Source organism: Acinetobacter soli (genome assembly GCF_000760595.1).
Classification (GTDB): Bacteria; Pseudomonadota; Gammaproteobacteria; order Pseudomonadales; family Moraxellaceae; genus Acinetobacter; species Acinetobacter soli.
In genome coordinates, this window is record NZ_BBNM01000002.1 from 24553 (window position 1) to 48577 (window position 24025).

General features: G+C 44.3%; 31 protein-coding genes and 1 pseudogene. 4 read left to right on the forward strand and 28 right to left on the reverse strand.

Going from position 1 to position 24025, the window contains the following annotated elements; translation table 11 throughout:
- The first annotated feature begins 242 nt into the window (after positions 1 to 242).
- The 3 genes from rnr (at position 243) to Aso01_RS02510 (ending at position 5121) form a co-directional block, all read left to right on the forward strand.
- On the forward strand, positions 243 to 2657 hold the full coding sequence (rnr, locus tag Aso01_RS02500; protein ID WP_212749825.1) for a ribonuclease R: 2415 nt from the start codon (positions 243 to 245) through the stop codon (positions 2655 to 2657).
- A 179-nt stretch (positions 2658 to 2836) separates the two neighbouring features.
- Complete coding sequence (locus tag Aso01_RS02505; protein ID WP_004934595.1) at positions 2837 to 4876, forward strand: M3 family metallopeptidase; 2040 nt, start codon at positions 2837 to 2839, stop codon at positions 4874 to 4876.
- 35 nt (positions 4877 to 4911) lie between these two features.
- Positions 4912 to 5121, forward strand: a complete 210-nt coding sequence (locus tag Aso01_RS02510) for a YheV family putative zinc ribbon protein (protein ID WP_004934591.1) — start codon at positions 4912 to 4914, stop codon at positions 5119 to 5121.
- A 39-nt stretch (positions 5122 to 5160) separates the two neighbouring features.
- Here the strand turns inward: Aso01_RS02510 and Aso01_RS02515 are convergent, their stop codons facing one another.
- From Aso01_RS02515 to Aso01_RS02535, 5 genes are all read right to left on the reverse strand, one after another.
- Positions 5161 to 7359, reverse strand: a complete 2199-nt coding sequence (locus Aso01_RS02515; protein WP_004934588.1) for a TRAP transporter large permease subunit — start codon at positions 7357 to 7359, stop codon at positions 5161 to 5163.
- A gap of 162 nt (positions 7360 to 7521) precedes the next feature.
- Complete coding sequence (gene rrtA / locus Aso01_RS02520; protein ID WP_004934586.1) at positions 7522 to 8103, reverse strand: rhombosortase; 582 nt, start codon at positions 8101 to 8103, stop codon at positions 7522 to 7524.
- Between the two features lie 81 nt (positions 8104 to 8184).
- On the reverse strand, positions 8185 to 9279 hold the full coding sequence (locus tag Aso01_RS02525; protein WP_004934582.1) for a hypothetical protein: 1095 nt from the start codon (positions 9277 to 9279) through the stop codon (positions 8185 to 8187).
- A 526-nt stretch (positions 9280 to 9805) separates the two neighbouring features.
- Entirely contained in the window at positions 9806 to 10192 is a 387-nt protein-coding gene (locus tag Aso01_RS02530; protein ID WP_004934574.1) for a hypothetical protein, read from the reverse strand.
- A complete protein-coding gene (locus tag Aso01_RS02535; RefSeq protein WP_004934571.1) occupies positions 10185 to 10442 on the reverse strand; it encodes an FAD assembly factor SdhE in 258 nt (85 codons plus the stop codon). Before Aso01_RS02535 ends, Aso01_RS02530 begins: the two co-directional genes overlap by 8 nt.
- 185 nt (positions 10443 to 10627) lie before the next feature.
- Here Aso01_RS02535 and Aso01_RS02540 point away from each other — a divergent pair, with 185 nt between their 5' ends.
- A complete protein-coding gene (locus Aso01_RS02540) occupies positions 10628 to 11800 on the forward strand; it encodes an acyl-CoA dehydrogenase family protein (RefSeq protein ID WP_004934569.1) in 1173 nt (390 codons plus the stop codon).
- Between the two features lie 71 nt (positions 11801 to 11871).
- Here Aso01_RS02540 and Aso01_RS02545 read toward each other — a convergent pair whose 3' ends face one another.
- The 23 genes and pseudogenes from Aso01_RS02545 to rplV all read right to left on the reverse strand — a co-directional run bounded on the left by Aso01_RS02545 (position 11872) and on the right by rplV (position 24014).
- Positions 11872 to 13362, reverse strand: coding sequence for a flavin-containing monooxygenase (locus tag Aso01_RS02545; protein WP_004934566.1), 1491 nt, complete (start codon positions 13360 to 13362; stop codon positions 11872 to 11874).
- A gap of 165 nt (positions 13363 to 13527) precedes the next feature.
- Positions 13528 to 13905: a 50S ribosomal protein L17 gene (gene rplQ / locus Aso01_RS02550; protein WP_004934563.1), complete on the reverse strand. Its 378-nt coding sequence runs from the start codon at positions 13903 to 13905 to the stop codon at positions 13528 to 13530.
- Positions 13906 to 13923: 18 nt separating this feature from the next.
- Entirely contained in the window at positions 13924 to 14931 is a 1008-nt protein-coding gene (locus Aso01_RS02555; protein WP_004924164.1) for a DNA-directed RNA polymerase subunit alpha, read from the reverse strand.
- Between the two features lie 18 nt (positions 14932 to 14949).
- Positions 14950 to 15573: a 30S ribosomal protein S4 gene (gene rpsD / locus Aso01_RS02560; protein ID WP_004934559.1), complete on the reverse strand. Its 624-nt coding sequence runs from the start codon at positions 15571 to 15573 to the stop codon at positions 14950 to 14952.
- A 12-nt stretch (positions 15574 to 15585) separates the two neighbouring features.
- The gene (rpsK, locus tag Aso01_RS02565) at positions 15586 to 15972 is read right to left on the reverse strand and encodes a 30S ribosomal protein S11 (protein ID WP_001040166.1); all 387 of its coding nucleotides are present in this window, start codon (positions 15970 to 15972) and stop codon (positions 15586 to 15588) included.
- A 19-nt stretch (positions 15973 to 15991) separates the two neighbouring features.
- Positions 15992 to 16348 (reverse strand): 30S ribosomal protein S13, encoded by a 357-nt coding sequence (rpsM, locus tag Aso01_RS02570; protein ID WP_004934556.1) that lies wholly within the window; start codon positions 16346 to 16348, stop codon positions 15992 to 15994.
- 106 nt (positions 16349 to 16454) lie between these two features.
- On the reverse strand, positions 16455 to 16571 hold the full coding sequence (rpmJ, locus tag Aso01_RS02575; protein ID WP_000867907.1) for a 50S ribosomal protein L36: 117 nt from the start codon (positions 16569 to 16571) through the stop codon (positions 16455 to 16457).
- 20 nt (positions 16572 to 16591) lie between these two features.
- A complete protein-coding gene (gene secY, locus Aso01_RS02580; RefSeq protein WP_171063726.1) occupies positions 16592 to 17911 on the reverse strand; it encodes a preprotein translocase subunit SecY in 1320 nt (439 codons plus the stop codon).
- A 45-nt stretch (positions 17912 to 17956) separates the two neighbouring features.
- Entirely contained in the window at positions 17957 to 18397 is a 441-nt protein-coding gene (gene rplO / locus Aso01_RS02585; protein ID WP_004934550.1) for a 50S ribosomal protein L15, read from the reverse strand.
- A gap of 3 nt (positions 18398 to 18400) precedes the next feature.
- Positions 18401 to 18577 (reverse strand): 50S ribosomal protein L30, encoded by a 177-nt coding sequence (rpmD, locus tag Aso01_RS02590; protein WP_004924142.1) that lies wholly within the window; start codon positions 18575 to 18577, stop codon positions 18401 to 18403.
- Positions 18578 to 18583: 6 nt separating this feature from the next.
- Complete coding sequence (rpsE, locus tag Aso01_RS02595; RefSeq protein ID WP_004657688.1) at positions 18584 to 19081, reverse strand: 30S ribosomal protein S5; 498 nt, start codon at positions 19079 to 19081, stop codon at positions 18584 to 18586.
- Between the two features lie 2 nt (positions 19082 to 19083).
- Entirely contained in the window at positions 19084 to 19434 is a 351-nt protein-coding gene (rplR, locus tag Aso01_RS02600) for a 50S ribosomal protein L18 (RefSeq protein ID WP_004924139.1), read from the reverse strand.
- Between the two features lie 14 nt (positions 19435 to 19448).
- Positions 19449 to 19982, reverse strand: coding sequence for a 50S ribosomal protein L6 (gene rplF, locus Aso01_RS02605; RefSeq protein WP_004934548.1), 534 nt, complete (start codon positions 19980 to 19982; stop codon positions 19449 to 19451).
- A 13-nt stretch (positions 19983 to 19995) separates the two neighbouring features.
- Complete coding sequence (rpsH, locus tag Aso01_RS02610; RefSeq protein ID WP_004934546.1) at positions 19996 to 20391, reverse strand: 30S ribosomal protein S8; 396 nt, start codon at positions 20389 to 20391, stop codon at positions 19996 to 19998.
- A gap of 13 nt (positions 20392 to 20404) precedes the next feature.
- Entirely contained in the window at positions 20405 to 20710 is a 306-nt protein-coding gene (rpsN, locus tag Aso01_RS02615) for a 30S ribosomal protein S14 (protein WP_004934544.1), read from the reverse strand.
- A 9-nt stretch (positions 20711 to 20719) separates the two neighbouring features.
- Positions 20720 to 21256: a 50S ribosomal protein L5 gene (gene rplE, locus Aso01_RS02620; RefSeq protein ID WP_004934541.1), complete on the reverse strand. Its 537-nt coding sequence runs from the start codon at positions 21254 to 21256 to the stop codon at positions 20720 to 20722.
- 17 nt (positions 21257 to 21273) lie between these two features.
- Entirely contained in the window at positions 21274 to 21594 is a 321-nt protein-coding gene (rplX, locus tag Aso01_RS02625) for a 50S ribosomal protein L24 (protein ID WP_004924123.1), read from the reverse strand.
- 9 nt (positions 21595 to 21603) lie between these two features.
- Positions 21604 to 21972: a 50S ribosomal protein L14 gene (gene rplN, locus Aso01_RS02630; protein ID WP_004924120.1), complete on the reverse strand. Its 369-nt coding sequence runs from the start codon at positions 21970 to 21972 to the stop codon at positions 21604 to 21606.
- 90 nt (positions 21973 to 22062) lie between these two features.
- A complete protein-coding gene (gene rpsQ / locus Aso01_RS02635; protein WP_004657679.1) occupies positions 22063 to 22320 on the reverse strand; it encodes a 30S ribosomal protein S17 in 258 nt (85 codons plus the stop codon).
- A complete protein-coding gene (rpmC, locus tag Aso01_RS02640; protein WP_004934539.1) occupies positions 22317 to 22514 on the reverse strand; it encodes a 50S ribosomal protein L29 in 198 nt (65 codons plus the stop codon). The genes rpsQ and rpmC overlap by 4 nt, the downstream gene beginning before the upstream one ends.
- Positions 22514 to 22927, reverse strand: a complete 414-nt coding sequence (gene rplP / locus Aso01_RS02645) for a 50S ribosomal protein L16 (RefSeq protein WP_004934537.1) — start codon at positions 22925 to 22927, stop codon at positions 22514 to 22516. The genes rpmC and rplP overlap by 1 nt, the downstream gene beginning before the upstream one ends.
- Positions 22870 to 23683, reverse strand: a pseudogene (gene rpsC / locus Aso01_RS02650) (30S ribosomal protein S3); the annotation flags it as partial. The gene rplP and the pseudogene rpsC, both read right to left, overlap by 58 nt.
- A gap of 1 nt (position 23684) precedes the next feature.
- Positions 23685 to 24014 carry a 50S ribosomal protein L22 gene (gene rplV, locus Aso01_RS02655; RefSeq protein WP_001982638.1) on the reverse strand — a complete coding sequence of 110 codons (330 nt, stop codon included), beginning with the start codon at positions 24012 to 24014 and terminating at the stop codon, positions 23685 to 23687.
- Positions 24015 to 24025 lie beyond the last annotated feature (11 nt).

Sequence of the window (24025 nt, forward strand, 5' to 3'; positions counted from 1 at the left end):
AACTAAAGCCCATGACTGCAAGTCATCACTTCTAATTTTTCTTAGTTTTTTATCCAATCATCTATTTTTTAAACAAAAACCACATTAATTTGAGTATTTTCATGCACTGGGCTTGCTACTATAGCGATAAGCACGAATGTATTCGGCCCAAACAGGCATCACACAATCTTGCAATCCATTACGTGCAGTATGTAATGCGATGACGTATGCTAAACTTATCTTCTGTTATGAAGTCAAACGAAATTATGAAAAACTGGATCGATCCTGAAGCAAAAGCGGAAGCTGAACGTTACGATAATCCTATTCCTAGCCGAACCCTTATTCTTAGCACATTAGAACAATTGAATACGCCGCAGTCTCATGCCGAGCTGGTCGAGCATTTTGATATTTTTGATCAAAAAAGTATTGATGCCTTGAGCCATCGTCTGATTGCCATGGTGCGTGATGGTCAGCTGGCAAAAGATGGTTTCAGATTCCAGCTCATTGGTGAGCAACCTACGTTTGATGCCACCGTATATATCAATGCCAAAGGTTTAGGTTCGGCGCATATCGACGGACAAACCGATTTACTCTTGCCTGAACGTGAACTCCGTTTGGTTTTCAATGGTGATCGCGTGACTGTGCGTCAAAGCTCTGTCGATCGTAAAGGCAAAGCATGGGGCTTTATCACAGAAGTATTGCAGCGCCGTGTGAAACAGGTGATTGGTAAATTAAATGTCCATGATGGCGAGTATTTTTTACAGCCAAGTGCTCCAAATGCCCATCAGCCTATTCCGCTTGAAAAAGAACTGGTCGAGCACGCCAAGGTCAATGTTGGCGATCATCTGCGTATTGCAATTGATGATTATCCAACACGTGAAGAGTTTGCAACTGGGCACATTGTGCAGTCGATGTCGGATAAAGCCGATACTGAAATTATCATTCCGCAAACGATTTTAGAATTTGGTCTGCCGTATGAGTTTCCAGATGAAGTGATTCAGGAAGCTGAGAGTTTTAAAGAACCCTCGAAAAAAGATATTGAAGGTCGAATCGATTTACGCGATCTACCGCTGGTTACCATTGACGGCGAAGACGCACGCGACTTTGATGATGCCGTTTATGCCGAAAAACGCGCAGGCGGCGGCTACCGTGTCGTAGTTGCAATTGCCGATGTAAGCCATTATGTGCGTGTTGGAAAACCGCTTGATGATGAGGCACAAGAACGCGGTACATCGGTCTATTTTCCGCATTTTGTATTGCCGATGCTGCCAGAGGCACTCTCGAACGGTTTATGTTCGCTCAATCCGCATGTCGATCGTCTGTGTATGGTGTGTGATCTCAAGCTATCGCGTGCAGGACGCGTCATGAGCTATGAGTTTTATCCATCCGTCATGCATTCAAAAGCGCGTCTCACCTATACCCAAGTGGCGCGGTATTTTGAGGGACAAACCGATGCGATTCCAAATGACAAAAGTGTGCAAAAATCACTAAATACACTGTTTCAGCTCTATCAAACTTTAAAAGACTTGCGTGCCAAACGTCATGCGATGGAGTTTGAAACGGTTGAAACCTACATGACCTTTGATGCTCTAGGTGGTATTAACGAAATTTTGCCACGTACCCGTAACGATGCACATAAACTGATTGAAGAATGCATGTTGCTTGCCAACGTCGCAGCCGCTGAATACGCCTTGGCCAATGATATTCCGATGCTTTATCGTGTACATGAGCCACCTGAGTTCTCTCGCATTCAAAAAGTTAAAGATTTTGTTAAGTTGCTCGGCCTTCCGTTTCCAGACCAGCCAACACAGGCCGATTACCAGCGCGTGATTGAAGCCACTAAAGACCGAATTGATGCGCCAAGTATTCATTCTGTGTTGCTACGCTCTATGATGCAGGCGTACTACGGTGCAAAAAATGCGGGACACTTTGGTTTGGCTTATGAGGCCTATACGCATTTCACCTCACCGATTCGTCGTTATCCGGATTTATTGTTACATCGTGCACTCAAAGCACATTTACAGCATAAACCATCTCCACTTTCGGGTGCCGCGCTCGATGAAGCTGGTGAGCATTTCTCACGTACCGAGCGTCGTGCAGATGAGGCATCACGTAGTGTAACCACATGGCTTAAATGTCATTATATGCAGCAACATTTGGGTGAAGAGTTTATTGGTAATATTAGCGCGGTTACCGAGTTTGGGCTGTTTGTTACCTTAAAAGATTTATATGTCGATGGCATGATTCATGTGAGCCAATTAGGCGATGACTTCTTTATCTATGATCAAGCCAGTCAGAGCCTTGTGGGGCAAAATCGTGGGCAAATCTTTGGTTTGGGCGACGAAGTCAAAATCAAGGTCGCAGGCGTGAATCTTGATGAACGTAAAATCGATTTCGAACTGACGCAGCAAATCACGCATGCCGGCCGTATCATTCGTAGCCGTGCCCCGCGCACTACAAAAGCTCAAGCCACTGAACAGGTGTTTCATGGTGCGTCGGATACACAGTCACGTGAACAGCAACGCTCCGAGAAAAAAGACAAAAGCAAGCCAAGCTCTTATACCAAAAAGACGGGCAAGAAAAAAACCTCGTCCAAAACCGCAGTGAAAGCGGAAAAGGACAAGAAAAAGTCTAAAGTCAAAAAGAAAAAGTCCAATGCCAAACCTAAAAGTGATTAATCTAATTGCAGATTAATTTTAGGTCTATGGCAACGATGGCCTAGCATTCATTGACATGCTAGGCCGTCAAAATAAGGTAAAGATTATTTTAACCCAGCAAAAAAGAAATAAAGCATCCTTGATTTCCAGCGCTCGAAGCCTTACATCTATAAGTAAGTTCACTCGATACGGCGAAGACAATGCAATTAGAAAAAGCACATTTACCTGTTCCTCAATTTGACCAGATTCAACTGGACACCCTCAAACAAGATATCGAAAAAAATATTCAGGCAGGTCAACGCTTTCTCGATCAATTAGATACGCCACCTTCAGACTTTGCCGCACAACATGCGCTGGTACAACAGCTTGATCAGCTCGAAAATGCCATGAGCGAATCTTGGGGCGTGTTATCACACTTAAATGCCGTGATGAACAATGCTCAGACGCGTGAAGTCTATCAGGCGCTTTTACCGAGCTTGAGTGAATATTATACGCAGTTGGGTCAACACACAGCGCTGTATCAAAGCTATCAACAGCTTCACGACAGCAGTCAATTTTCAAGTTTAAGTGCTGCCGAACAAAGCGCGATTCGGTTGGCCTTACGAGACTTTAAACTTTCAGGTGTCGCATTAGAAGGCGCCAACAAAGCACGTTATGCAGAAATTTCGGCGCGCCTGTCGCAATTGTCTTCAGACTTTTCCAATCATGTTTTGGATGCCACACAAGCGTATTTCAAACCGCTGTCTGAAGAGGAACTTATAGGTTTACCGCAAAGTAGTATCGAATTGCTCAAACAATACGGTCAACAGCGTGAACTAAATCAGCCCGTGGCGACGCTAGATTTTCCTGCCTATCTGGCCATTATGACCTATGCCGAAAATCGTGAGTTACGTGAAACGCTCTATAAAGCTTACACGACACGCGCCTCGGATCAGGCCGATCATCCAGAGTACGATAATACTGCGGTAATGGAAGAGATCTTGACACTGCGCCAAGAAATGGCTCAGCTCTTGGGCTTTGAAAATTTTGCCGCTTACTCACTGGCCAGTAAAATGGCACCTGATGTAGACACTGTACATGATTTTCTGGTTGATCTAGCGGCGCATGCACGCACACCTGCGCTAAAAGAAGTTGAGGAACTGACTGCAATTGCACGTCAAGACGGACTCGATCAGCTACAACCGTGGGACAGCGGCTATTACTCGGAAAAACTGAAACAGCAGCAGTTTAATTTGTCGCAAGAAGCACTCAAACCTTACTTCCCTGCACCTAAAATCATTCAAGGTCTGTTTCAGATTGTGCAGCGTTTATATGGTGTCGATATTGTAGAACGTGAAGCGCCGGTCTGGCATCCGGATGTGCGTTATTACGAACTTGAAGACCAAGGTCAAGTGCTGGCAGGTTTTTATTTCGACCTCTACGCGCGCAGCGGCAAACGTGGTGGCGCATGGATGAGTGGTTTCCGCTCACGTATGCAAAGCGCACAAGGCTTACAAAAGCCAATCTGCTATATGGTGTGTAATTTTACGCCGCCAGTTGGCAAACAGCCTGCCCTGCTCACACATGATGAAGTCAATACGCTGTTTCATGAGTTTGGTCACGGCCTACACCACATGCTGACCGAAGTCGACAATATTTCAGTTGCAGGCACGCATGGGGTGGCATGGGATGCCGTCGAGCTGCCAAGCCAGTTTATGGAGTTTTGGACATGGGATCAGCAAAGTCTTAATCTGCTCAGTGAACATATCGAAACCAAAGCCCAATTACCAGAAGCGTTACTCAATGCCTTGCTCAGCGCACGCTTTTTCCAGTCTGGCATGCAAACCTTACGTCAAATCGAATTTGCGCTCTTTGACTTAACGATTCACCGCAAGACACCTGCATTAACCAGCAGTCAGATTCAAGCCGAGCTGGATCAGATTCGCCGTGAATTTGCCGTTCTGCCAACTGCTGCTTACAATCGTTTCCAGCACAGTTTTAGCCATATTTTTGCTGGCGGTTATGCAGCGGGTTATTATTCCTATAAATGGGCAGAAGTGCTGGCCAGCGACGCATTTGACCGCTTTGAGCAAGAAGGAATTTTCAATACACAAACTGGTGCAGAGTTCCGTAAGGCCATATTGGCCGTTGGTGGCAAGGACACTGCACTGGATGCATTCGTAAATTTCCGTGGTCGTGAACCCAAAATTGATGCGCTATTGCGTCATCAAGGTTGGACGAACGACCCTCAAACGGCTTAAACTTATCCATCCAGATCAAGCAAGGTGAGTAAATCATGAAACGTCGATTCATTGCAGGTGCAAAATGCCCCAAATGTGGCGCAATGGACCGCGTGGTCATGTTAACCACAGATGAGCATGAATGGATCGAGTGTATCGAATGCGATTACACCGAAAATCGTCCTACTCATGTGGAGGAGCCAGAACAACCGGCTGCGCCAGATGAAGTGGGCGTGATTCAGTTCAAGCCACGAACTAAGTCTTAAATCAATAAAAAAGCACCCGAAGGTGCTTTTTTATTGGGCTTATGAATACCAGCCAAACATTTTAAATAGATAAGGCGCAAAGGTTACAATCATTAAGGCGGGGAACAACACCATAATCGGAAGCAACCAGCGTTCATAACGATAATAAAAACTGGTGTATTTTTCTTTGGCTTCCTTATCGGCTGCCGAGACTTCTTCATCTCCCACCGACAGCCGCGTCAGTAAGTGATTCAGTGCCACTGGAGGCGTCACATAGCCCAGCTCGAAAGCCACCAAAACAATCATCCAGAAATGAATAGGATGAATCCCATTTTCGTAGGCCACAGGCGCAATGGTCGCTGCCACCAAAATCACTGCACCAAATGGATCGGTACACATACCAATTAGCGCAAGCAACATGGCAATAAAGAACAATGAAATGGTAATACTGCCCAAGTGAGTCGGTAAATACTCGACAATCTCGGTACGTTCAATTAATCCACCAACACTTGCAGACAGTGCCATCAAAATAATTAAGGCGCCAATGTGTCCTACTGTTTCAGCGGTTGCGAAATGCATTGATCTGGCAAATCCACGGCGATACTGACTGCTTTGCGCACCATGTTCACGCAGAAAAGGCGAGTTCTTTTCATGCTCCTTAATTAAAGATTCATGCTCAGCCAATACAGGCACAGATTTTGGCTCTTTACGGGTTTTATCAAACAAAATAATCGCAATCAGAATCAAAGGTAGAATCACTGGTGCGGTAAATTCGTTCATGCCGGTATCGAGTGCATATTTATAAAATGCCAGTACCACAATCGTAATCACAATATATGGAATAACCGGAATACAAGCACGCAGCATATTCGGTAATGCTACACGTGGCGAATTCACGCGGAATTTTGTATCGGCCAGTAATAATGATACGCCTAAAAAGATAAATGCAGTCAACCAGAAAACATAAAAGCCATGATCGAATAATTCATCTGAGGTGACATGACGGCTATCCAGCATGGCAATTAAAACCACCAGCAAACATGGTCGAACCACCACCCCGAGTGAGCCAGACATTGCCGATACAGCTAGCGCATATTGACGGCGTGCACCCGAATTCCAGACTTCTTTGTAAATAATTGCCCCTGCTGCAATTACGAAAATACCAGAAGCTCCAGTATAGGCGGTTGGAATCGCAGCAGCCAGCAAAATTAGCCATGTTAGGGTTTCAGGTGCCAGATTCCACGGGCGTAAAATATCCAGAAACAGATCCATTACTCGGGTTTGGGTCAGTAGCATCCCCGCCCAGATAAACAGCGCCAGATTTAGGAAAATCCCGGAAAACTCGACCAGAATTCCCAAGTAAATCCCTTGCCCCATCGGGTAATCCATAAAGAAGGTAAAGGCTAGACCCGTCAAAATCGACATATAGGCATACAGCGGTACACTGAGCAAGGCAAGGCCGATATTTCCTCCGGGTTGTGCCTGCTTAGGAATACGAAACAATTGAAATACACTGATCAATGTCAAAATACCAAATAAGCCAATCCATAGCCAAGACACCACCAATGCTTCATGGGTAATGGCCACACCGGACTGGATTAAAGAATGATACTGACTGATGGTCGATAGCGTCAGCAAAGCATTCCCGATGACCATTGCAATCGAGTACACCACAAAATCAATTTTTGATTTTGGGCTACGCAAACCAATATGATGAATTTTTAAACTGGCTGTAATCGCGGCAAAAAACACCATGATCAAAAGGAAAATCGTACGATTATCCACGCCAAATTTAAATATCCCAAAAAATCCTGTTTCAAGTGCGCGATAAGTCCGTAAGCTTGGGTGATTGTCCAAATGCGCGATTGCCTTGTCATAAAACTGATATTTTTCTTCACACAACTGCTGCGCCGCCAGAAGTGATGCGCGAACGTCCTGTTCGGATGCTGCACCAAAGAAGTCGGCAAACTCATCGTTTTTATTGGCTTTCATCTGCGCCTGAACTTGCGCATCAATATTGGGATGTCGATCGCAACTCGGCTTTTGTGGTTCAGCACGTAAAAATGAATATTGCATTCCAGTGGCCGGATCGCCATAGAGCCGTTCACCCATACGCAATAGCTGCCCATGAATCATTTCTCCTGTCCCGACAATCAAGGTCAGTAACAGCAAAATAAGGATGGCAAATGTCGAAATCCATTCATTCCAGATATAACCCAGCAGACCTAGGCCAGACCTTTGTTGTTGATTTTCTTGCATATCTATTCCACTTTATTTTGATTGTCAGGTTTATCTACCGATAAACATGCGTTCCTTGGCAGTAGGTATCCGCCCATCCGCCGTACGTTATATTTGTTTAAATTTGCAACACTCCGTTCAAGATAAGAATGACTCAAATGATTTTTTTAAAGGCGTTTTGTGTCAACTCTTTGCTAATTTAAATTGAGTATAGAGTAAATAAAGTCCGCCTGCGGCAGCGCCAGCAATTGCTCCAAGCAAATGTGATTCAATCAAAACAGGACTGCCAATCAATTGGGCCGTACCCGTTTGTCCAAATGTATTTTCCCAGATTACCTTGAGCACAATCAGCGCCAACACCAATGCGGCAAATTTTCGCTCCTTGCGATAACGTAACGACACCAATGCCACGGCCACATAGAGCCCATGCAGTACACCCGAAAAACCGGCATAGGCCTCGATATAGGACATAAGATAATAAAATCCGAGGCTAATACAGGGTGAAATCGTCACAATCAAGATGAGCAACTGTCGATTGTTAACATGCGGAAAAATAAAGGGTAAACACACAAATGCCAGCAGATTTAAAATGAAATGAATCCAACCGACATGTACCCAATGCGCAGTCCAGAATCGCCAGAAGTCGTTGGGTAAACTATCACGCCAGTAAATAAAGACATCGGAAAAAACCTGCAAGCTTGCAGACAAAGAGGCACACACCGCAACAAAAATGAATCTGGACATCCAAAATTGATGTTTGTTCATGTGACCTCCTTTGCCGCCCTCATGAATACTTGTGGGATCTACCGTCAGTCAAATCGCCGACAGATCATTAGAGGCATTGGCTTATTTCGACGACACTGCTTTCGGCGTTGCCGCAGGTTGACTGGCAGCAGCTGCACCATCGGCATTAAAAAGATCTTCCAAGTCAGATGATCCTTTACTTTGCTCATCCCAGAACGTACTCATACCACCGTCATCGGTACGAATACCTGTATGTTCGGTCCAGTAACGATCCGAAATATTTTGAACCATAACACCTGCCATGGCATCGATCAGTTTGAAATCTGGATTCACCGGTTTATCTTCGGCACGTGAGGCATCATAAGTTTTTAAAGCATCTCGAATCTTGCTGTCATCACCGCTGGCCTGTGCTGCAACCGCATACAGGGCATGCGATAAACGCACTCCTTTTTGCTCACCGATCTGTGCAGATTGTTTGAGTGTGGTATAAGGATCTGGTTTGCCATCTCCCGCCCCTGGCAATAATGTCCAGATTACGGCTCGGGTTGCATTTGGTGCGCCCCAAAACTTGGTATTGTCCAGACAGGTCATGCTGCGCTCTACAATACCTGCGATATCTTTGGGTACATTTACCGATCCACCCGAGTTGATGTCATTGGTAATGGCTTGCAAGCCACTCACCAAACCTAATAAGTAGATGGTCTGATCTAGATCGTTACGCATGGTTGGGCATGATTCGCCAAGATGATAGTGGTACTTGCTCTCCCAGCGCTTTGCAAACAGTTGATATCCTGAATATTGTCTTTCTGCTGCCACGGCAGCCCAGCGTTTTTGTTCGATCCGGGCATCTTGAGCCTCAGAGACCTGACCTGCTTTGGATGCACGTAAATAGCGAAGTTCTTGCTCTAATGCCTGACGCTCTGCACACATGCCTGAAGCGGCATAAAGGAGCACTGCCATGCGAGTTGGATCTGCCCCCATGTCTTTGGTCGACATCACTACGGGCGTTAAGCTATTGCCAGCATTACAGACCATATCGACATCATCCATCTTTAGTATGGGCGGTACGATATGTTTTTCACCGAACTTCAAGGCGACGTTCGCACCCGATTTGATAAAATATGAACATCCAGAGAGTACAGATGTTGCAACAACCACTGCGGTCAGTCCTCGACCCAGTTTAAGCAGATTCGACATATCTCATTCCTCGAGGTAATTTTATTGTTTTGCTTTTGCCGTACATTAGCAGATGGATGATCCGTTTCAAAGCGTCAAAGGCGATGCTGCATTTCTATACTTTGACATATCTAAAGTAGAATGAATTGGCATTTTGACAAAAAATATATAAATTTTGGGCAAAAAAAAGTAGCATTGCGACGGTTCAGCACATGCTACTTATAAACTGGACAAATCCAGAATGAGACTATCGGTGTTGTAAATAATCCTTGATTACGGTTCCCACGCGTCCTACGATCACCGCCAGAACAAAGGCAATGACTGGAAACAACCATGCTGGAATATCGATCATTTCGACCTCCTTCACATTGAGCGTTGGTAAGGCTACTTTAGCGAATCGGTTTAAGAAGATTGAAGAATATTGTCTAACAATTCACACTTTTTAAGTTTTTTATGCAAGATGACCGAACAATTTTATTTTAAATTATCTTATTTATATGATTTATATCAAAAAAATTATAAGTCGCTACCTAAGATTGTTAAACAATCAACCTAACTTTGCCAGACGTTTCAGACGCTTCCAGTCTTGCTGTATCACCTGATCTCGCCAGATCACCATGGAGGCGCGAGAGGGAACTGTGCGTAAGATCATATACAACTCATGATCAATCACGCGCTCTAGCACAATTGAATAAGGCTGTGCTGAATCAGAAGCGTGGCAAGACCATAACTGCTGATCAAGTTGCCCTACCGCCATTACTCTGGGTCGACGTAAAAACATCGCAAAGCTGATTAGCATAAGGACATTAAGTATCAACCATAGCCACAATGGACAGATCTGCCAGAGCAATCCACTGATTGAACCGAAAATCATGAGCTGAAACAAAAGGGCAAGCTTACTTCGTTTCAGCGCAAAATATGGCTGCTTAGCCATGCACGTAATGTTTCAATTTTACAATTAAATGCTTGAGTTCAACTTGAGGTGGTTCACTCACTTCCATAAACCAGTCGAGTAAATCTGGATCTTCTTGCGCGACCAGCTCGGCAAATAATGCTTTTTCTGTCGGATCAGCTGTCAGATAGTGATGTTTGACATACGGATCAAAGTACACATCAATTTCTTTTAAGCCACGTCGTGCACGGTAAATAACTTTACGTTCTTCAAGTGTTAGATCTTCAGACATATATTTCCCCTTTCTGATTAAGCCCTCATAGTTTACCCGAAGCATCTATCAATAGAGGAATGATTTTTATGGATTGACCAATTTCATCATTTCCAGATCATGATTGAGCATTCTTCACATTGTCTCTAGCTAGCGATTTGGCATTTACTGCACAAAGAATCAACACAGTTTAAAAAGGATTTCTCATGCAATCTGGTGCCATTCGTCCAATTCCCTCCATGCTACCACGTGCATTGTTTAATGAAGAACACAATGCATTTCGCGAAACCGTGCGCAAGTTTTATGAAAAAGAAGTGGTTCCCAATATCGAAAAATATGAAGCACAGCAACACGTTGATCGGGATTTATGGAATAAAGCGGGTGCTCTAGGCCTGTTATGTACCACTATGCCTGAAGAGTATGGTGGATCTGGAGTGGATCGACTCTACAGTATGATCTTGATTGAAGAACAAGCCTACGCCATGGATTCAAGTACCGGCTTTTCTTTACACTCCGACATTGTGGCCAATTACATCAATAATTTTGGTAATGAAGCACAAAAGCAACAGTGGTTGCCACGTATGGCGAGCGGTGAAGTTGTGACGGCCATTGCCATGACTGAGCCGGGTACGGGCTCGGACTTACAAGCCGTGCGCACCAGTGCAGTACTTGATGGCGATGAATATGTAATCAATGGCTCTAAAATTTTTATTACCAACGGCTATCTTTGTGACATGGCCATTGTGGTGTGTAAAACCGGTCATAACGAAAAAGGCTCTGCGAATTTATCGCTGATCATGGTGGAAGCCAACCGTGCAGGATTTAGTAAAGGCAAACCGTTAAACAAGATTGGCATGAAAGGTCAGGATACCTGTGAGCTATTTTTTGATAACGTCCGCGTTCCCAAAGAAAACCTGCTGGGTATGGAAGGTATGGGCTTTATCATGCTAATGAAAGAACTGGCATGGGAGCGCATGCTGGTGGCGATTATCTGCCAAGCCGGTGCAGAGGCTGCATTTGCCCACACGGTTCAATATACCAAAGACCGTAAAGCCTTTGGTAAAGCCATTGCAAGCTTTCAAAATACACGCTTCAAACTGGCCGAATTGCGCACAGAAATTGATTTTGGACGTGCCTATCTCGATCGTTGCATGCAATTACAGCTTGACGATCAACTTGGCATTGATGCAGCTGCGGCAGCCAAATACAAAATTTCAGATCTGTTCTCCAAAGTGGTCGATGATTGCTTACAATTGCATGGCGGCTACGGCTACATGATGGAGTATCCAATTGCACGCGCTTACATCGATAACCGGGCCAATCGTATTTATGCGGGAACAAATGAAATTATGAAAGAATTAATTGCCCGAACGCTTTAAGTTTATTGATTTAAGTTAATAAAAAAAGGGAGCAAACACGTGCTCCCCTTTTTTAATTTGATCATCTTCTATTACGAGACCAGTTTTGGCTTACGCTCTTCCACAGGTGTAGTCGTATGAAATTGCAAGACACCATCATCAAAACGCGCCTGTTTTAAAGCTTTACGATCGGCTAAATAATTATTGGTGACTTTCCAAGGCGCATGTTTACCTTGCTTTGGCATCACATTGGCCGCACGGGCAATATACCCCGAAGTTAGGCTTCCCATCACAGTATCATCAAGCAGCTCTGCCTGATCACCCTTTGGTATAACTTCATCGTAATGATGCTGATCCATATAATTGAGCAAGCGACAAATATAATCGGCAGCAATGTCGACTTTTAAAGTCCAAGATGCATTGATGTAACCAATAATCATGGCCATATTTGGCACATCACTCACCATCACGCCTTGATACAACATGCATTTAGAGGTATTCAATGGCTGACCATCGATTGAGCCTTTAATACCACCCAAAATCTGAATCTCAAGCCCAGTGGCAGACACAATAATATCGGCGTCTAGATGTTGCCCAGATTTTAACAAAATACCAGTTTCAGTCAGCTCTTGAATTTGATCGGTTTCAACACTGGCTTGACCAGAGCGCAAAATCTTAAATAAATCGCCATCAGGAACGACGCACAAACGTTGATCCCAAGGATTATATGAAGGTGTAAAGTGTTTCATGTCAACTTTGCCCTTCAACTGCATTTCGATCGACTTCAGTAATAGTCGACGCACCAGCTTAGGCTGCTTTTGCGACAAGGCATAAATGCCGCGCTGGACACCAATATTACGTGCACGGGTCAGTTTATAGGCGACATCTTCGGGCAAAATCTTGCGCATGCGATCATAAATCATATCGATGGCTGGAACTGAAGCGATATAAGTCGGTGAACGTTGCAACATCGTGACATGTCCAGCTCCACCCTTCACCATGGCTGGCACTAGTGTAATCGCAGTGGCACCACTTCCAATAATCACCACTTTCTTTCCAGCATAATCTAGATTTTCTGGCCAGTGTTGTGGATGAAGTAACTGACCTTTGAAGGATTCCTTATTTGGGAAATCAGGTGCAAAACCTTGATCGTAGTTGTAATAGCCCGTGCAACCCACAATAAAATTCGCAATCCACGTCTGTTTTTTTTGTGTCGCATCTTCTATTTCAACAAACCATTTTTTTTGTAAAGAATCGTAATTTGCAGACAATACGCGGTGTTTGAAATGAATTTTTTCAGCCAGTTTATATTCATCGACCACTTCTGCCAGATAGTTTTTAATGGCAGGACCAGAGGCCAGCACATTGGCACTTTGCCATGGCTTGAAGTTAAAACCAAAAGTTGACATGTCAGAATCTGATCGAATACCCGGATAACGGAATAAATCCCATGTTCCGCCAATACTCTCACGACGCTCAATGATCTCAAACTGACGTTGAGGAGAACTTTTTGAAAGGTGTGCGGCAACTCCAATGCCAGAAATACCTGCACCCACAATCAAGATATCAATGTGCTTTTCCATGTTGTTTTTATAACCTTGAAAACAGTTCAACTTTATTAAAGCACAAATTTGACAATACACAATGTCAAGTTTGAACCATTTATCGGGTTTTCATGTCAATACAGGACAAAATATACAGGCATAAAAAAAGACCGGTAAAAACCGATCTTTTTTTGAATAAGAAACTTATTCTGCTGAAGTGTTTACTTCGCGATCTACTAGCTCTACGTAAGCCATCGGCGCTGCATCACCAGCACGGAAGCCCGCTTTAAGAACACGTAGATAACCGCCGTTACGTTCTTTGTAACGAGGGCCGAGTACGGTAAATAATTTACCTACAGTTGCAGCATTACGAGTACGAGCAAACGCTAAGCGACGGTTTGCTACAGTATCGTTTTTCGCTAGAGTGATTAAAGGCTCAGCAACACGACGCAATTCTTTCGCTTTAGGCACAGTTGTTTTGATTAACTCGTGCTCAAACAATGAATTTGCCATGTTTTGAAACATCGCTTTACGATGGCTGCTTGTACGGCCTAATTTCACACCACTATTACGATGACGCATGGTGATAGTCCTACTTAATTAACGGCTGCGATAGGCAAAGCGATCGTCCATGCGTAAACTAGCAGGTGGCCAGTTTTCTAAACGCATGCCGAGTTGCAAGCCTTTCGAAGCTAAAACATCTTTAATCTCAGTCAACGATTTTTTACCTAGGTTAGGAGTTTTTAACAACTCAACTTCAGTACGTTGAACAAGATCACCAATGTAGTAAATATTTTCTGCTTTCAAACAGTTAGCAGAACGAACAGTAAGCTCTAGATCATCTACTGGACGAAGCAAGATTGGGTCAACTTCTTCACGAGGTTCTTGAGCAACAGGTGCTTGATCTTTCTGAAGATCAACAAAAATTGCAATTTGTTGTTGCAAGATTGTTGCCGCTTTGCGGATTGCTTCTTCAGGATCTACAGTTCCGTTGGTTTCAAGATCGATAACCAGTTTATCTAGATCGGTACGTTGTTCTACACGCGCATTTTCAACGGTGTAAGAAACACGTTTGATCGGGCTGTACGACGCATCTAACTGTAGGCGACCTACCGGGCGAGTTTCGCCTTCCGGGAAACGCGAGTCAGAAGTTTCATAACCACGACCTTGAGATACTTTCAAGCGCATTTTGATTGAACCTGAAGCACTCAAAGTACCAATAAGATGTTCTGGATTGACCACTTCAACATTATGAGGTAAACGTAGATCAGCGGCAGTAATGTCGCCTGGTCCTTGTTTCTCTAATGTCAAATATGCTTCATTTTGATCGAACAGCTTAATAGACAATCCTTTAAGGTTCAGCAAGAGCTCGACGATGTCCTGCTGCAAGCCTTCTAAAGTACTGTACTCGTGCTCGACGCCTTCTATCTCAACTTCAACCACAGCAGCGCCAGGCAAAGAAGACAATAGAATGCGACGTAAAGCATTACCTAGAGTGTGACCAAAGCCACGCTCTAAAGGTTCCAGAATCACTTTTGCCGAGGTCCCGCTCACCGCTTCGACCTTGATCGCTTGCGGAGTTAGAAACTCGTTTGCAGTACGCGTCATTTATTGCTACCTCAAGGATTATTTAGAATACAATTCTACAATCAAGCTTTCGTTGATTTCAGCAGGCAAATCAGAACGATCTGGCGCAGCTTTGAACGTACCTTCAAGCTTAGAATGATCAACTTCCATCCAAGCAGGAATACCACGTTGAGCAGCTAATTCAATTGCGTTTTTGATACGTAATTGTTGTTTAGCACCTTCATGCACTGCAATCACGTCACCCGCTTTCACTTGAATAGACGCGATGTTTACACGACGGCCATTTAAAGTGATTGAACGGTGACTTACCAACTGACGAGCTTCTGCACGTGTAGAACCAAAACCCATGCGATAAACAACGTTATCGAGGCGGCTTTCAAGCAATTTCAACAAGTTTTCACCTGTTGCGCCTTTAACACGAGCTGCTTCTTTATAGTAATTACTAAATTGACGCTCTAACACACCGTACATACGACGTACTTTTTGTTTTTCACGTAATTGTAGTGAATACTCTGATTGCTTACCGCGAGCTTGGCCATGTTGACCAGGCGCTTTCGCATGTTTTTTAGTTTTGACGTCAAATGGTTTAACGCCAGATTTAAGCTGCAGGTCTGTCCCTTCGCGACGAGAGAGTTTGCATTTTGGACCAATATAACGAGCCATGAATGTTTCTCCTTACACGCGACGTTTTTTAGGTGGACGGCAACCGTTGTGAGGGATTGGAGTCACATCGGTAATGCTGTTGATCTTATAACCCACTGCGCCTAATGCACGAACCGCAGACTCACGACCTGGACCAGGACCTTTTACAAGGACGTCTAGGTTTTTCAAACCGTAATCCAAAGCTGCTTTACCAGCAACTTCAGCAGCTACCTGAGCAGCGAACGGAGTTGATTTACGTGAACCACGGAAGCCTTGTCCACCTGAGGTGGCCCAAGCCAATGCATTACCTTGACGATCGGTAATCGTAACAATGGTGTTATTAAAAGACGCGTGAATGTGTGCAACACCTTCAGAGACGGTACGGGTGACCTTCTTGCGTGTGCGAGTATCTTTAGCCATCTTTTAGCTTCCAGAAATCTTACTTTTTAATCGGTTTGCGCGGACCTTTACGGGTACGTGCGTTAGTTTTGGTGCGTTGTCCGCGGACAGGCAAGCTGCGACGATGACGAAGGCCACGGTAGCAACCTAAATCCATTAAACGTTTAATGTTCATGGAAATTTCGCGACGTAAGTCACCTTCGGTTGGAACCTTAGCAACTTCTGCACGAATCGCATCAAGCTGAGCATCATCCAACTCACGGATTTTAGTGGTTTGACCAATACCAGCAGCAGCTAAGATGTTCTTAGCAGTGTGGCGACCAATACCAAAAATATACGTGAGGGAGATAACAGCATGCTTGTTATCCGGAATGTTTACACCGGCAATACGAGCCATTCACTTTCTCCAAAAAGGCAGTAGATAATCAACCGCCCCACAAAAAATCTTTGAGGGGCGGATATTAACCTAATTAGCCTACTGAAATCAACAGGTCTTGATCAGATTAACCTTGACGCTGCTTATGACGAGGTTCTGCGCTACAAATTACGCGAATTACCCCATTACGACGGATAACTTTACAGCTACCACAAATTTTCTTTACAGAAGCTTGTACTTTCATGATGAAACCTCTAAGTGCGCTTATCCCTTAGGATGAGCAGTCGTTTTTCTCATTAACGTTTGATTGTCATATTGATGAGACGTGAGATGTGCTTGCAATTGAGCCATAAAGTCCATCACCACAACCACTACGATCAGCAACGATGTACCGCCCAAATGGAACGGAATACCGAATGAATTCTGTAGGATCATTGGCATCAAACACACCACAGTAATATAAATCGCACCAATAAACGTCAAACGATTAAGAATATGATCTAAATAACGAGCCGTTTGCTCACCTGGGCGTATACCAGGTACATATGCGCCGCTACGTTTTAAGTTTTCTGACACTTCTTTCGGACTGAAAACCAGTGCCGTGTAGAAATAACAGAAGAAAATAATTAACGTACCGAACAGCATTAAATACAACGGCTGTCCAGGCGATAACACGAGTGCCAAATCTTGCAAGCTACGCTTTACAATACCCGCATTCGGATCTGCACTACCTAACCATTGACCCAAGCTCGCTGGAAATAATAACAATGAGCTTGCAAAAATAGCTGGAATTACACCAGCCATATTAATTTTCAATGGCAAATGCGTTTGCTGTGCAGTGAATATCCGGCGACCTTGTTGCTTTTGTGCATAGTTAACAGGAATGCGTCGTTGTGCTTTTTCGATAAACACAATTGCTGCAAGGACAGCAAGAGATAACAAGGCAAATACGGCAATTCCAATTAAACTGCCCTGCCCATTTTGGACAGAAGTAAAGGCCTGAATTACCTGATTGGGTAACCCTGCAACAATTCCTGCAAAAATGATCATCGAGATACCATTACCAATACCACGTTCGGTAATTTGTTCTCCCAACCACATTAGGAACATCGTTCCAGCAACCAAAGAGGTTACCGCAGGAACATAAAATGCTAGTCCGGAAGTCAGCGTAATTCCCTGACTAATCAGACCAGCACACATCCCTACACCTTGCACGAGTGCAAGAAATAAGGTGCCATAACGCGTGTATTGATTAATTTTGCGCTTGCCTTGCTCGCCTTCTTTCTTTAAAGCTTCTAGCGAAGGAACGACCGTAGACATTAACTGCACGATAATCGATGCTGAAATATACGGCATGATCCCTAGTGCGAGAATTGACATACGTTCTAATGCACCGCCAGAGAACATATTAAATAAACCCAAGAAGGTTCCTTCATTGGCTTTAAAAAAACGTGCTAGCGCTACATTATCAATACCCGGCAACGGAATATGCGCTCCTAGTCGAAAGACCAGCAATGCACCAATCAAGAACATTAATCGGCGAATAATTTCACGGTATTTCACGTGAAACGGCTGTCCTTTCATCATGTTGACATGACCTGAAGAACTAGGAGACATAGACACTCGGCATTACTCCTCGACTTTACCGCCAGCAGCTTCAATTGCAGCTTTAGCGCCTTTAGTCAAAGCAACACCTTGCACAGTAAACGCGCGAGTTACTTCACCAGAAAGAACAACACGTGCACGAACTTGGTCACGACGAACAACGTTCGCAGCTTTCAAAGTTTCAAGGCTAACAACTTCGCCTTCCACTTTGTTGAGTTCAGATAAACGCACTTCAGCAGTTTTCAAAGCGATTTGGCTAGTGAAACCGAATTTAGGCAAACGACGATAAATCGCTGTTTGACCGCCTTCAAAGCCTGGGCGTACACCACCGCTCTTACGTGATTTTTGACCTTTGACACCACGGCCACCAGTCTTACCAACGCCAGAGCCGATACCACGACCTAAACGACGGTTGTCACGTTTTGCACCTTCTGCAGGTGCAAGTTCATTTAAACGCAGAGTCATGGTTTACTCCTCTACACTAACCATATAGTAGACTTTGTTGATCATACCGCGGTTTGAAGGAGTATCTTGTACTTCTACCGTATGACCAATACGACGCAGACCTAAACCTTGTAGGCAAAGTTTGTGATTTTTCAAACGATGCGAAGCAGATTTGATCTGGGTAACTTTAATCGTTTTCATGATTGATTACCCTTGAATTTGTTCTACTGAAAGACCACGTTTTGCAGCAACTTTCTCAGGAGAAGTCATATCACGCAAACCTTTAAAAGTCGCGTTTACTACATTCGCAGCATTCGTAGAACCATAACATTTAGCAAGTACGTTATGTACACCAGCAGCTTCTAAAACGGCACGCATAGCACCACCAGCAATTACGCCAGTACCTTCAGAAGCAGGTTGCATGTACACACGGCTTGCGCCATGACGAGCATTCACAGGGTGTTGTAGAGTAGTACCCGCAAGGTCAACTGTAATCATGTTACGACGAGCAGCTTCAAGTGCTTTAGAAATAGCAGCTGGAACTTCACGTGCTTTACCACGACCAAAACCTACACGGCCATTTCCGTCGCCCACAACAGTCAATGCTGTGAAAGAGAAAATACGACCACCTTTAACAACCTTGGCTACACGATCAACGGCAACCAGCTTCTCAACGAGACCTTCGTTTTGTTCAACTTTCGCCATGATTAGAACTCCAAGCCGCCTTCACGAGCAGCATCAGCCAAGGCTTTGATACGACCATGATATTTAAAACCAGAACGGTCAAACGCAACTTTAGTAACACCAGCTGCTTTAGCACGTTCAGCAATTAAAGCACCTACTTTAGTAGCCGCTTCAACGTTACCAGTAGTACCACTACGCAATGATGTATCCAAAGTAGAAGCTTGCGCTAAAACTTTGCCACCATCTGCTGAAATAACTTGTGCGTAGATGTGACGCGGCGTGCGGTTTACACACAAACGAGTCGCACCCAACGCACGGATGTGCAAGCGTGTGCTTTTCGCACGACGCAAACGGGATTGTTTCTTTTCGTTCATAAGAACCTCGCGCCTTATTTCTTCTTAGCTTCTTTACGAAGAACAACTTCATCCGAATAACGAACACCTTTACCTTTATACGGCTCTGGTGGACGGTAACCACGGATTTCTGAAGCAACTTGACCTAGTAACTGCTTGTCTGCAGACTTCAAAATAATTTCAGTCGCAGTTGGAGTTTCAGCAGTTACACCTTCAGGAAGGCTATACTCGATTGGGTGAGAAAAACCGAGGTTAAGGTTAATACTTGCACCTTTAACCGCAGCTTTGTAACCAACACCAATCAGTTGTAACTTACGTTCGAAGCCTTCGTTAACACCTTTTACAAGGTTGTTTAACACAGCGCGAGCAGTACCAGCTTGCATCCAAGCGTCTTTAGACTCTTTAACTGGAGCAAGTTGAAGTTTACCTTCTTCCTGTTTTAGCTCGACCAGCGCATGCAGGTTGAAAGACAATGTACCTTTAGTGCCTTTCACTTCGACCTGCCGGCCGTTCTGAGTAACTGTAACACCGTTAGGTACAGTTACTGGGGCTTTAGCCACACGAGACATGAGGAATCACCTATTAAGAAACAAAAGCAATAACTTCACCACCGATACCTGCAGCACGTGCAGCGCGATCAGTCATGATGCCTTTGCTTGTAGAAACAATTGCAATACCCAAACCTTGCTTAACGCTCGGTAGTTTATCTTTACCGCGATATTGGCGAAGACCTGGACGGCTTACGCGCTTCACAGTTTCGATAACTGGTTTGCCTTCAAAATATTTTAAAGTCAAAGTTAAAGTCGCTTTAGCTTCTTCTTGCGCAACTTCAACGTTAGAAATATAACCTTCTTGTTGAAGTACGTTTGCAATTGCAACTTTTAACTTAGAACTTGGCATAGAAACAGATTGTTTCTTCGCCATTTGTGCGTTACGAACACGTGTTAGCATGTCGGCAACGGTATCTTGCATACTCATCTATAGTCGCCCCTTACCAGCTTGCCTTAACAACGCCTGGTACATCACCCTGCATTACTGTGTCACGTAGTTTGTTACGGCTTAAACCGAACTTACGGAAGTAACCATGAGGACGACCAGTTAAACCACAACGGTTACGAAGACGAACAGGAGATGCATTACGTGGCAATGCCTGTAACTTTAACATCGCTTCAAAACGCTCTTCGTCGCTTGCATTTACGTTTGCAATCGTTGCTTTTAATTCAGCACGTTTTGCAGCGTATTTAGCAACAGTTTGTTCGCGTTTTAATTCGCGATTAATCATACCTTTCTTAGCCATATCGACCTCTTATTTGAACGGGAAGCCGAATGCACGCATAAGCGCACGGCCTTCGTCATCGGTGCGAGCAGTGGTAGTAATAGTAATATCCATACCACGAATACGATCAATCTTGTCAAAATCGATTTCAGGGAAAACGATTTGCTCTTTCAAACCCATCGAGTAGTTACCACGACCGTCGAATGATTTCGCTGAGAAACCACGGAAGTCACGGATACGAGGGATTGCGATCGAGATCAAACGGTCCAAGAATTCGTACATTTGTTCGCCACGTAAAGTAACTTTACAACCGATTGGCCAACCATCACGGATTTTGAAACCAGCGATTGATTTACGTGCAAGTGTAACTACTGGTTTTTGACCAGCAATAGACTGCATATCTGCTACAGCGCCGTCTAATAATTTCTTATCAGTTGCAGCTGCACCAACACCCATGTTTAGAGTGATTTTTGTAATGCGAGGAATTTCCATCACATTCTTAACGCCAAGTTCTTCTAATAACTTAGCTTTAAGTTCTTCGTTGTAACGTGTTTTAAGTCTGGCCATTGCCGTTTTTCAACCTATTACTTCGCTACCGCCACTGATTCACCATTTGATTTATAAACGCGAGTTTTCGCGCCATTTTCATCAACTTGGTAACCAACACGGTCAGCCTTTTGGGTTGTAGCATTAAAAACTGCCACGTTTGAGATATGAAGCGAAGCTTCCTGAGTAACGATGCCGCCTTCAGCGCCAGTTACACGGTTCGGCTTTTGATGCTTCTTCACTAAGTTAAGGCCTTCAACCTTAACGCGGTCTTCAGAAACAGACAAAACAGTACCCTGTTTGCCTTTTTCTTTACCTGCGATCACGATAACCTGATCGCCTTTTTTAATCTTAGCCATGATTGCCTCTTATAGAACTTCAGGAGCCAATGAAATAATTTTCATGAACTGTTCAGTACGAAGTTCACGAGTCACTGGTCCGAAAATACGGGTGGCAATCGGAGCTTTGTTGTTGTTTAACAATACAGCTGCATTGTCATCAAAACGGATTACAGAACCGTCTGGACGACGAATACCGAACTTTGTACGTACTACAACAGCATTCATCACGTCACCTTTTTTAACACGGCCACGTGGAATTGCTTCTTTTACAGTAACTTTAATAATGTCGCCAACAGAAGCATAACGACGATGTGAACCACCTAGTACTTTAATACATTGTACGCGGCGTGCACCACTATTGTCTGCTACGTCGAGCATACTTTCGGTTTGAATCATTGCCCTACTCCAAAACCGAGCAACACCGGTCACAATTTCGAAAGGCTCAAAGAGTACTCGAAATTGACCGATGATGCAACAAGAACCTAATTACTCAGCAGCTGCTTCAACAACTTCAACCAAAGTCCAAGCTTTAGTTTTAGAAATTGGGCGGCTTTCTTTGATGGTCACTAGGTCGCCAAGTTTAGCAACGTTGTTCTCATCATGAGCGTGTAATTTTGTTGAACGGCGGATTGATTTGCCATACAACGGGTGTTGAACGCGGCGTTCGATAAGGACAACAATTGACTTGTCCATTTTGTCGCTTACTACTTTGCCGGTTAACGTGCGGACTGTTTTTTCACTCATTGTCCGTTCCCCTGTTTTTCGGTAAGGAGTGTCTTGATACGAGCAACGGTTTTACGAGCAACTTGCACTTCGTGCGATTTACCCAATTGACCAGTCGCTTTTGCCATACGAAGACGGAATTGGTTAAGCTGTTGCTCATCAAGCAAAGCTTTCAACTCTTCTACCGACTTTTCACGTAGATCTTTAGTTTTCATTACATTACCGTCCGAGTCACGATAGTGGTTTTAAACGGAAGTTTAGCAGCAGCAAGCTTGAATGCTTCAGTTGCCAACTCGTCGTTCACACCTTCAATTTCGTACAGGATCTTACCTGGTTTGATCTCACAAACCCAGTACTCCACATTACCTTTACCGTTACCCATACGAACTTCTAATGGCTTTTCGGTGATTGGCTTGTCTGGGAATACGCGGATGAAGATTTTACCACCACGTTTAATACGACGGCTAATAGTACGACGCGCAGCTTCGATCTGACGCGCAGTCATACGACCACGTTCAGTCGCTTTAATCGCAATCGAACCAAATGATACTGTACTACCACGATGTGCAAGACCAGTGTTACGGCCTTTTTGCACTTTACGGAATTTGGTACGTTTAGGTTGCAACATGGATTATTCTCCCTTGTCAGCAGCACGGTCTGAACGACGACCACGACGCTCTTGACCTTCACCACGACCACGACCGCGTTTAGCTGGACGCTCTTCTTGTGGTGCAGGGTTCATGACTTGTTTCATGCCACCCAAGATTTCACCACGGAAAATCCAGACTTTAACACCAATCGTACCGTAAGTTGTTTCAGCACGCATAGTTGCATAGTCGATGTCCGCACGAAGCGTATGTAGAGGTACACGACCTTCACGATACCATTCTGTACGAGCGATCTCTGCACCACCTAGACGGCCAGAAACTTCAACTTTGATACCTTTCGCACCAGCACGCATGCTGTTTTGTACCGCACGCTTCATTGCGCGACGGAACATTACACGCTTTTCTAGTTGAGAAGCGATTGCTTCAGCAACAAGACGTGCGTCTAAATCTGGACGATCGATTTCATTGATGCTTACTTGCGCAGGAACACCCATGATAGTGGTAAGTTCGCGCTGTAATTTCTCGATGTCTTCGCCTTTTTTACCGATGACGATACCAGGACGAGCAGTGCTAATCGTTACTTTAGCAGCGCCTGTTGGACGTTCGATAAGAATATTGCTGATCATCGCGCTCTTAAGTTTTTTAGTCAAAAACTCACGAACTTGAAGATCTTTAAGCAAGTATTCAGCGTATTGTTTCGGATTCGCATACCAGTTAGCGTTATGACGTTTCACAACACCTAGGCGGATACCGATTGGATGAACCTTCTGACCCATATCAAACCCCTACCTTAACGGTGATGTGACAAGTACGCTTAGTGATACGATCTGCACGGCCTTTAGCACGTGGCATAATACGTTTAAGGCTCATGCCTTCATCAACGTAAATCGTAGACACCTTAAGGTCATCAACATCTAAACTGTTATTGTGTTCAGCATTTGCAATTGCAGATTCCAAAGCTTTTTTCACTAGAACGGCAGCTTTTTTGTTGCTGAAGTTCAAAATGTTAAGCGCGTGAGCAACAGATTTGCCACGGATTAGGTCTGCAACCAAACGTGCCTTTTGTGCCGAGATAGCGGCACCGCGTAATTTAGCAGTTACTTCCATCATGACACCTA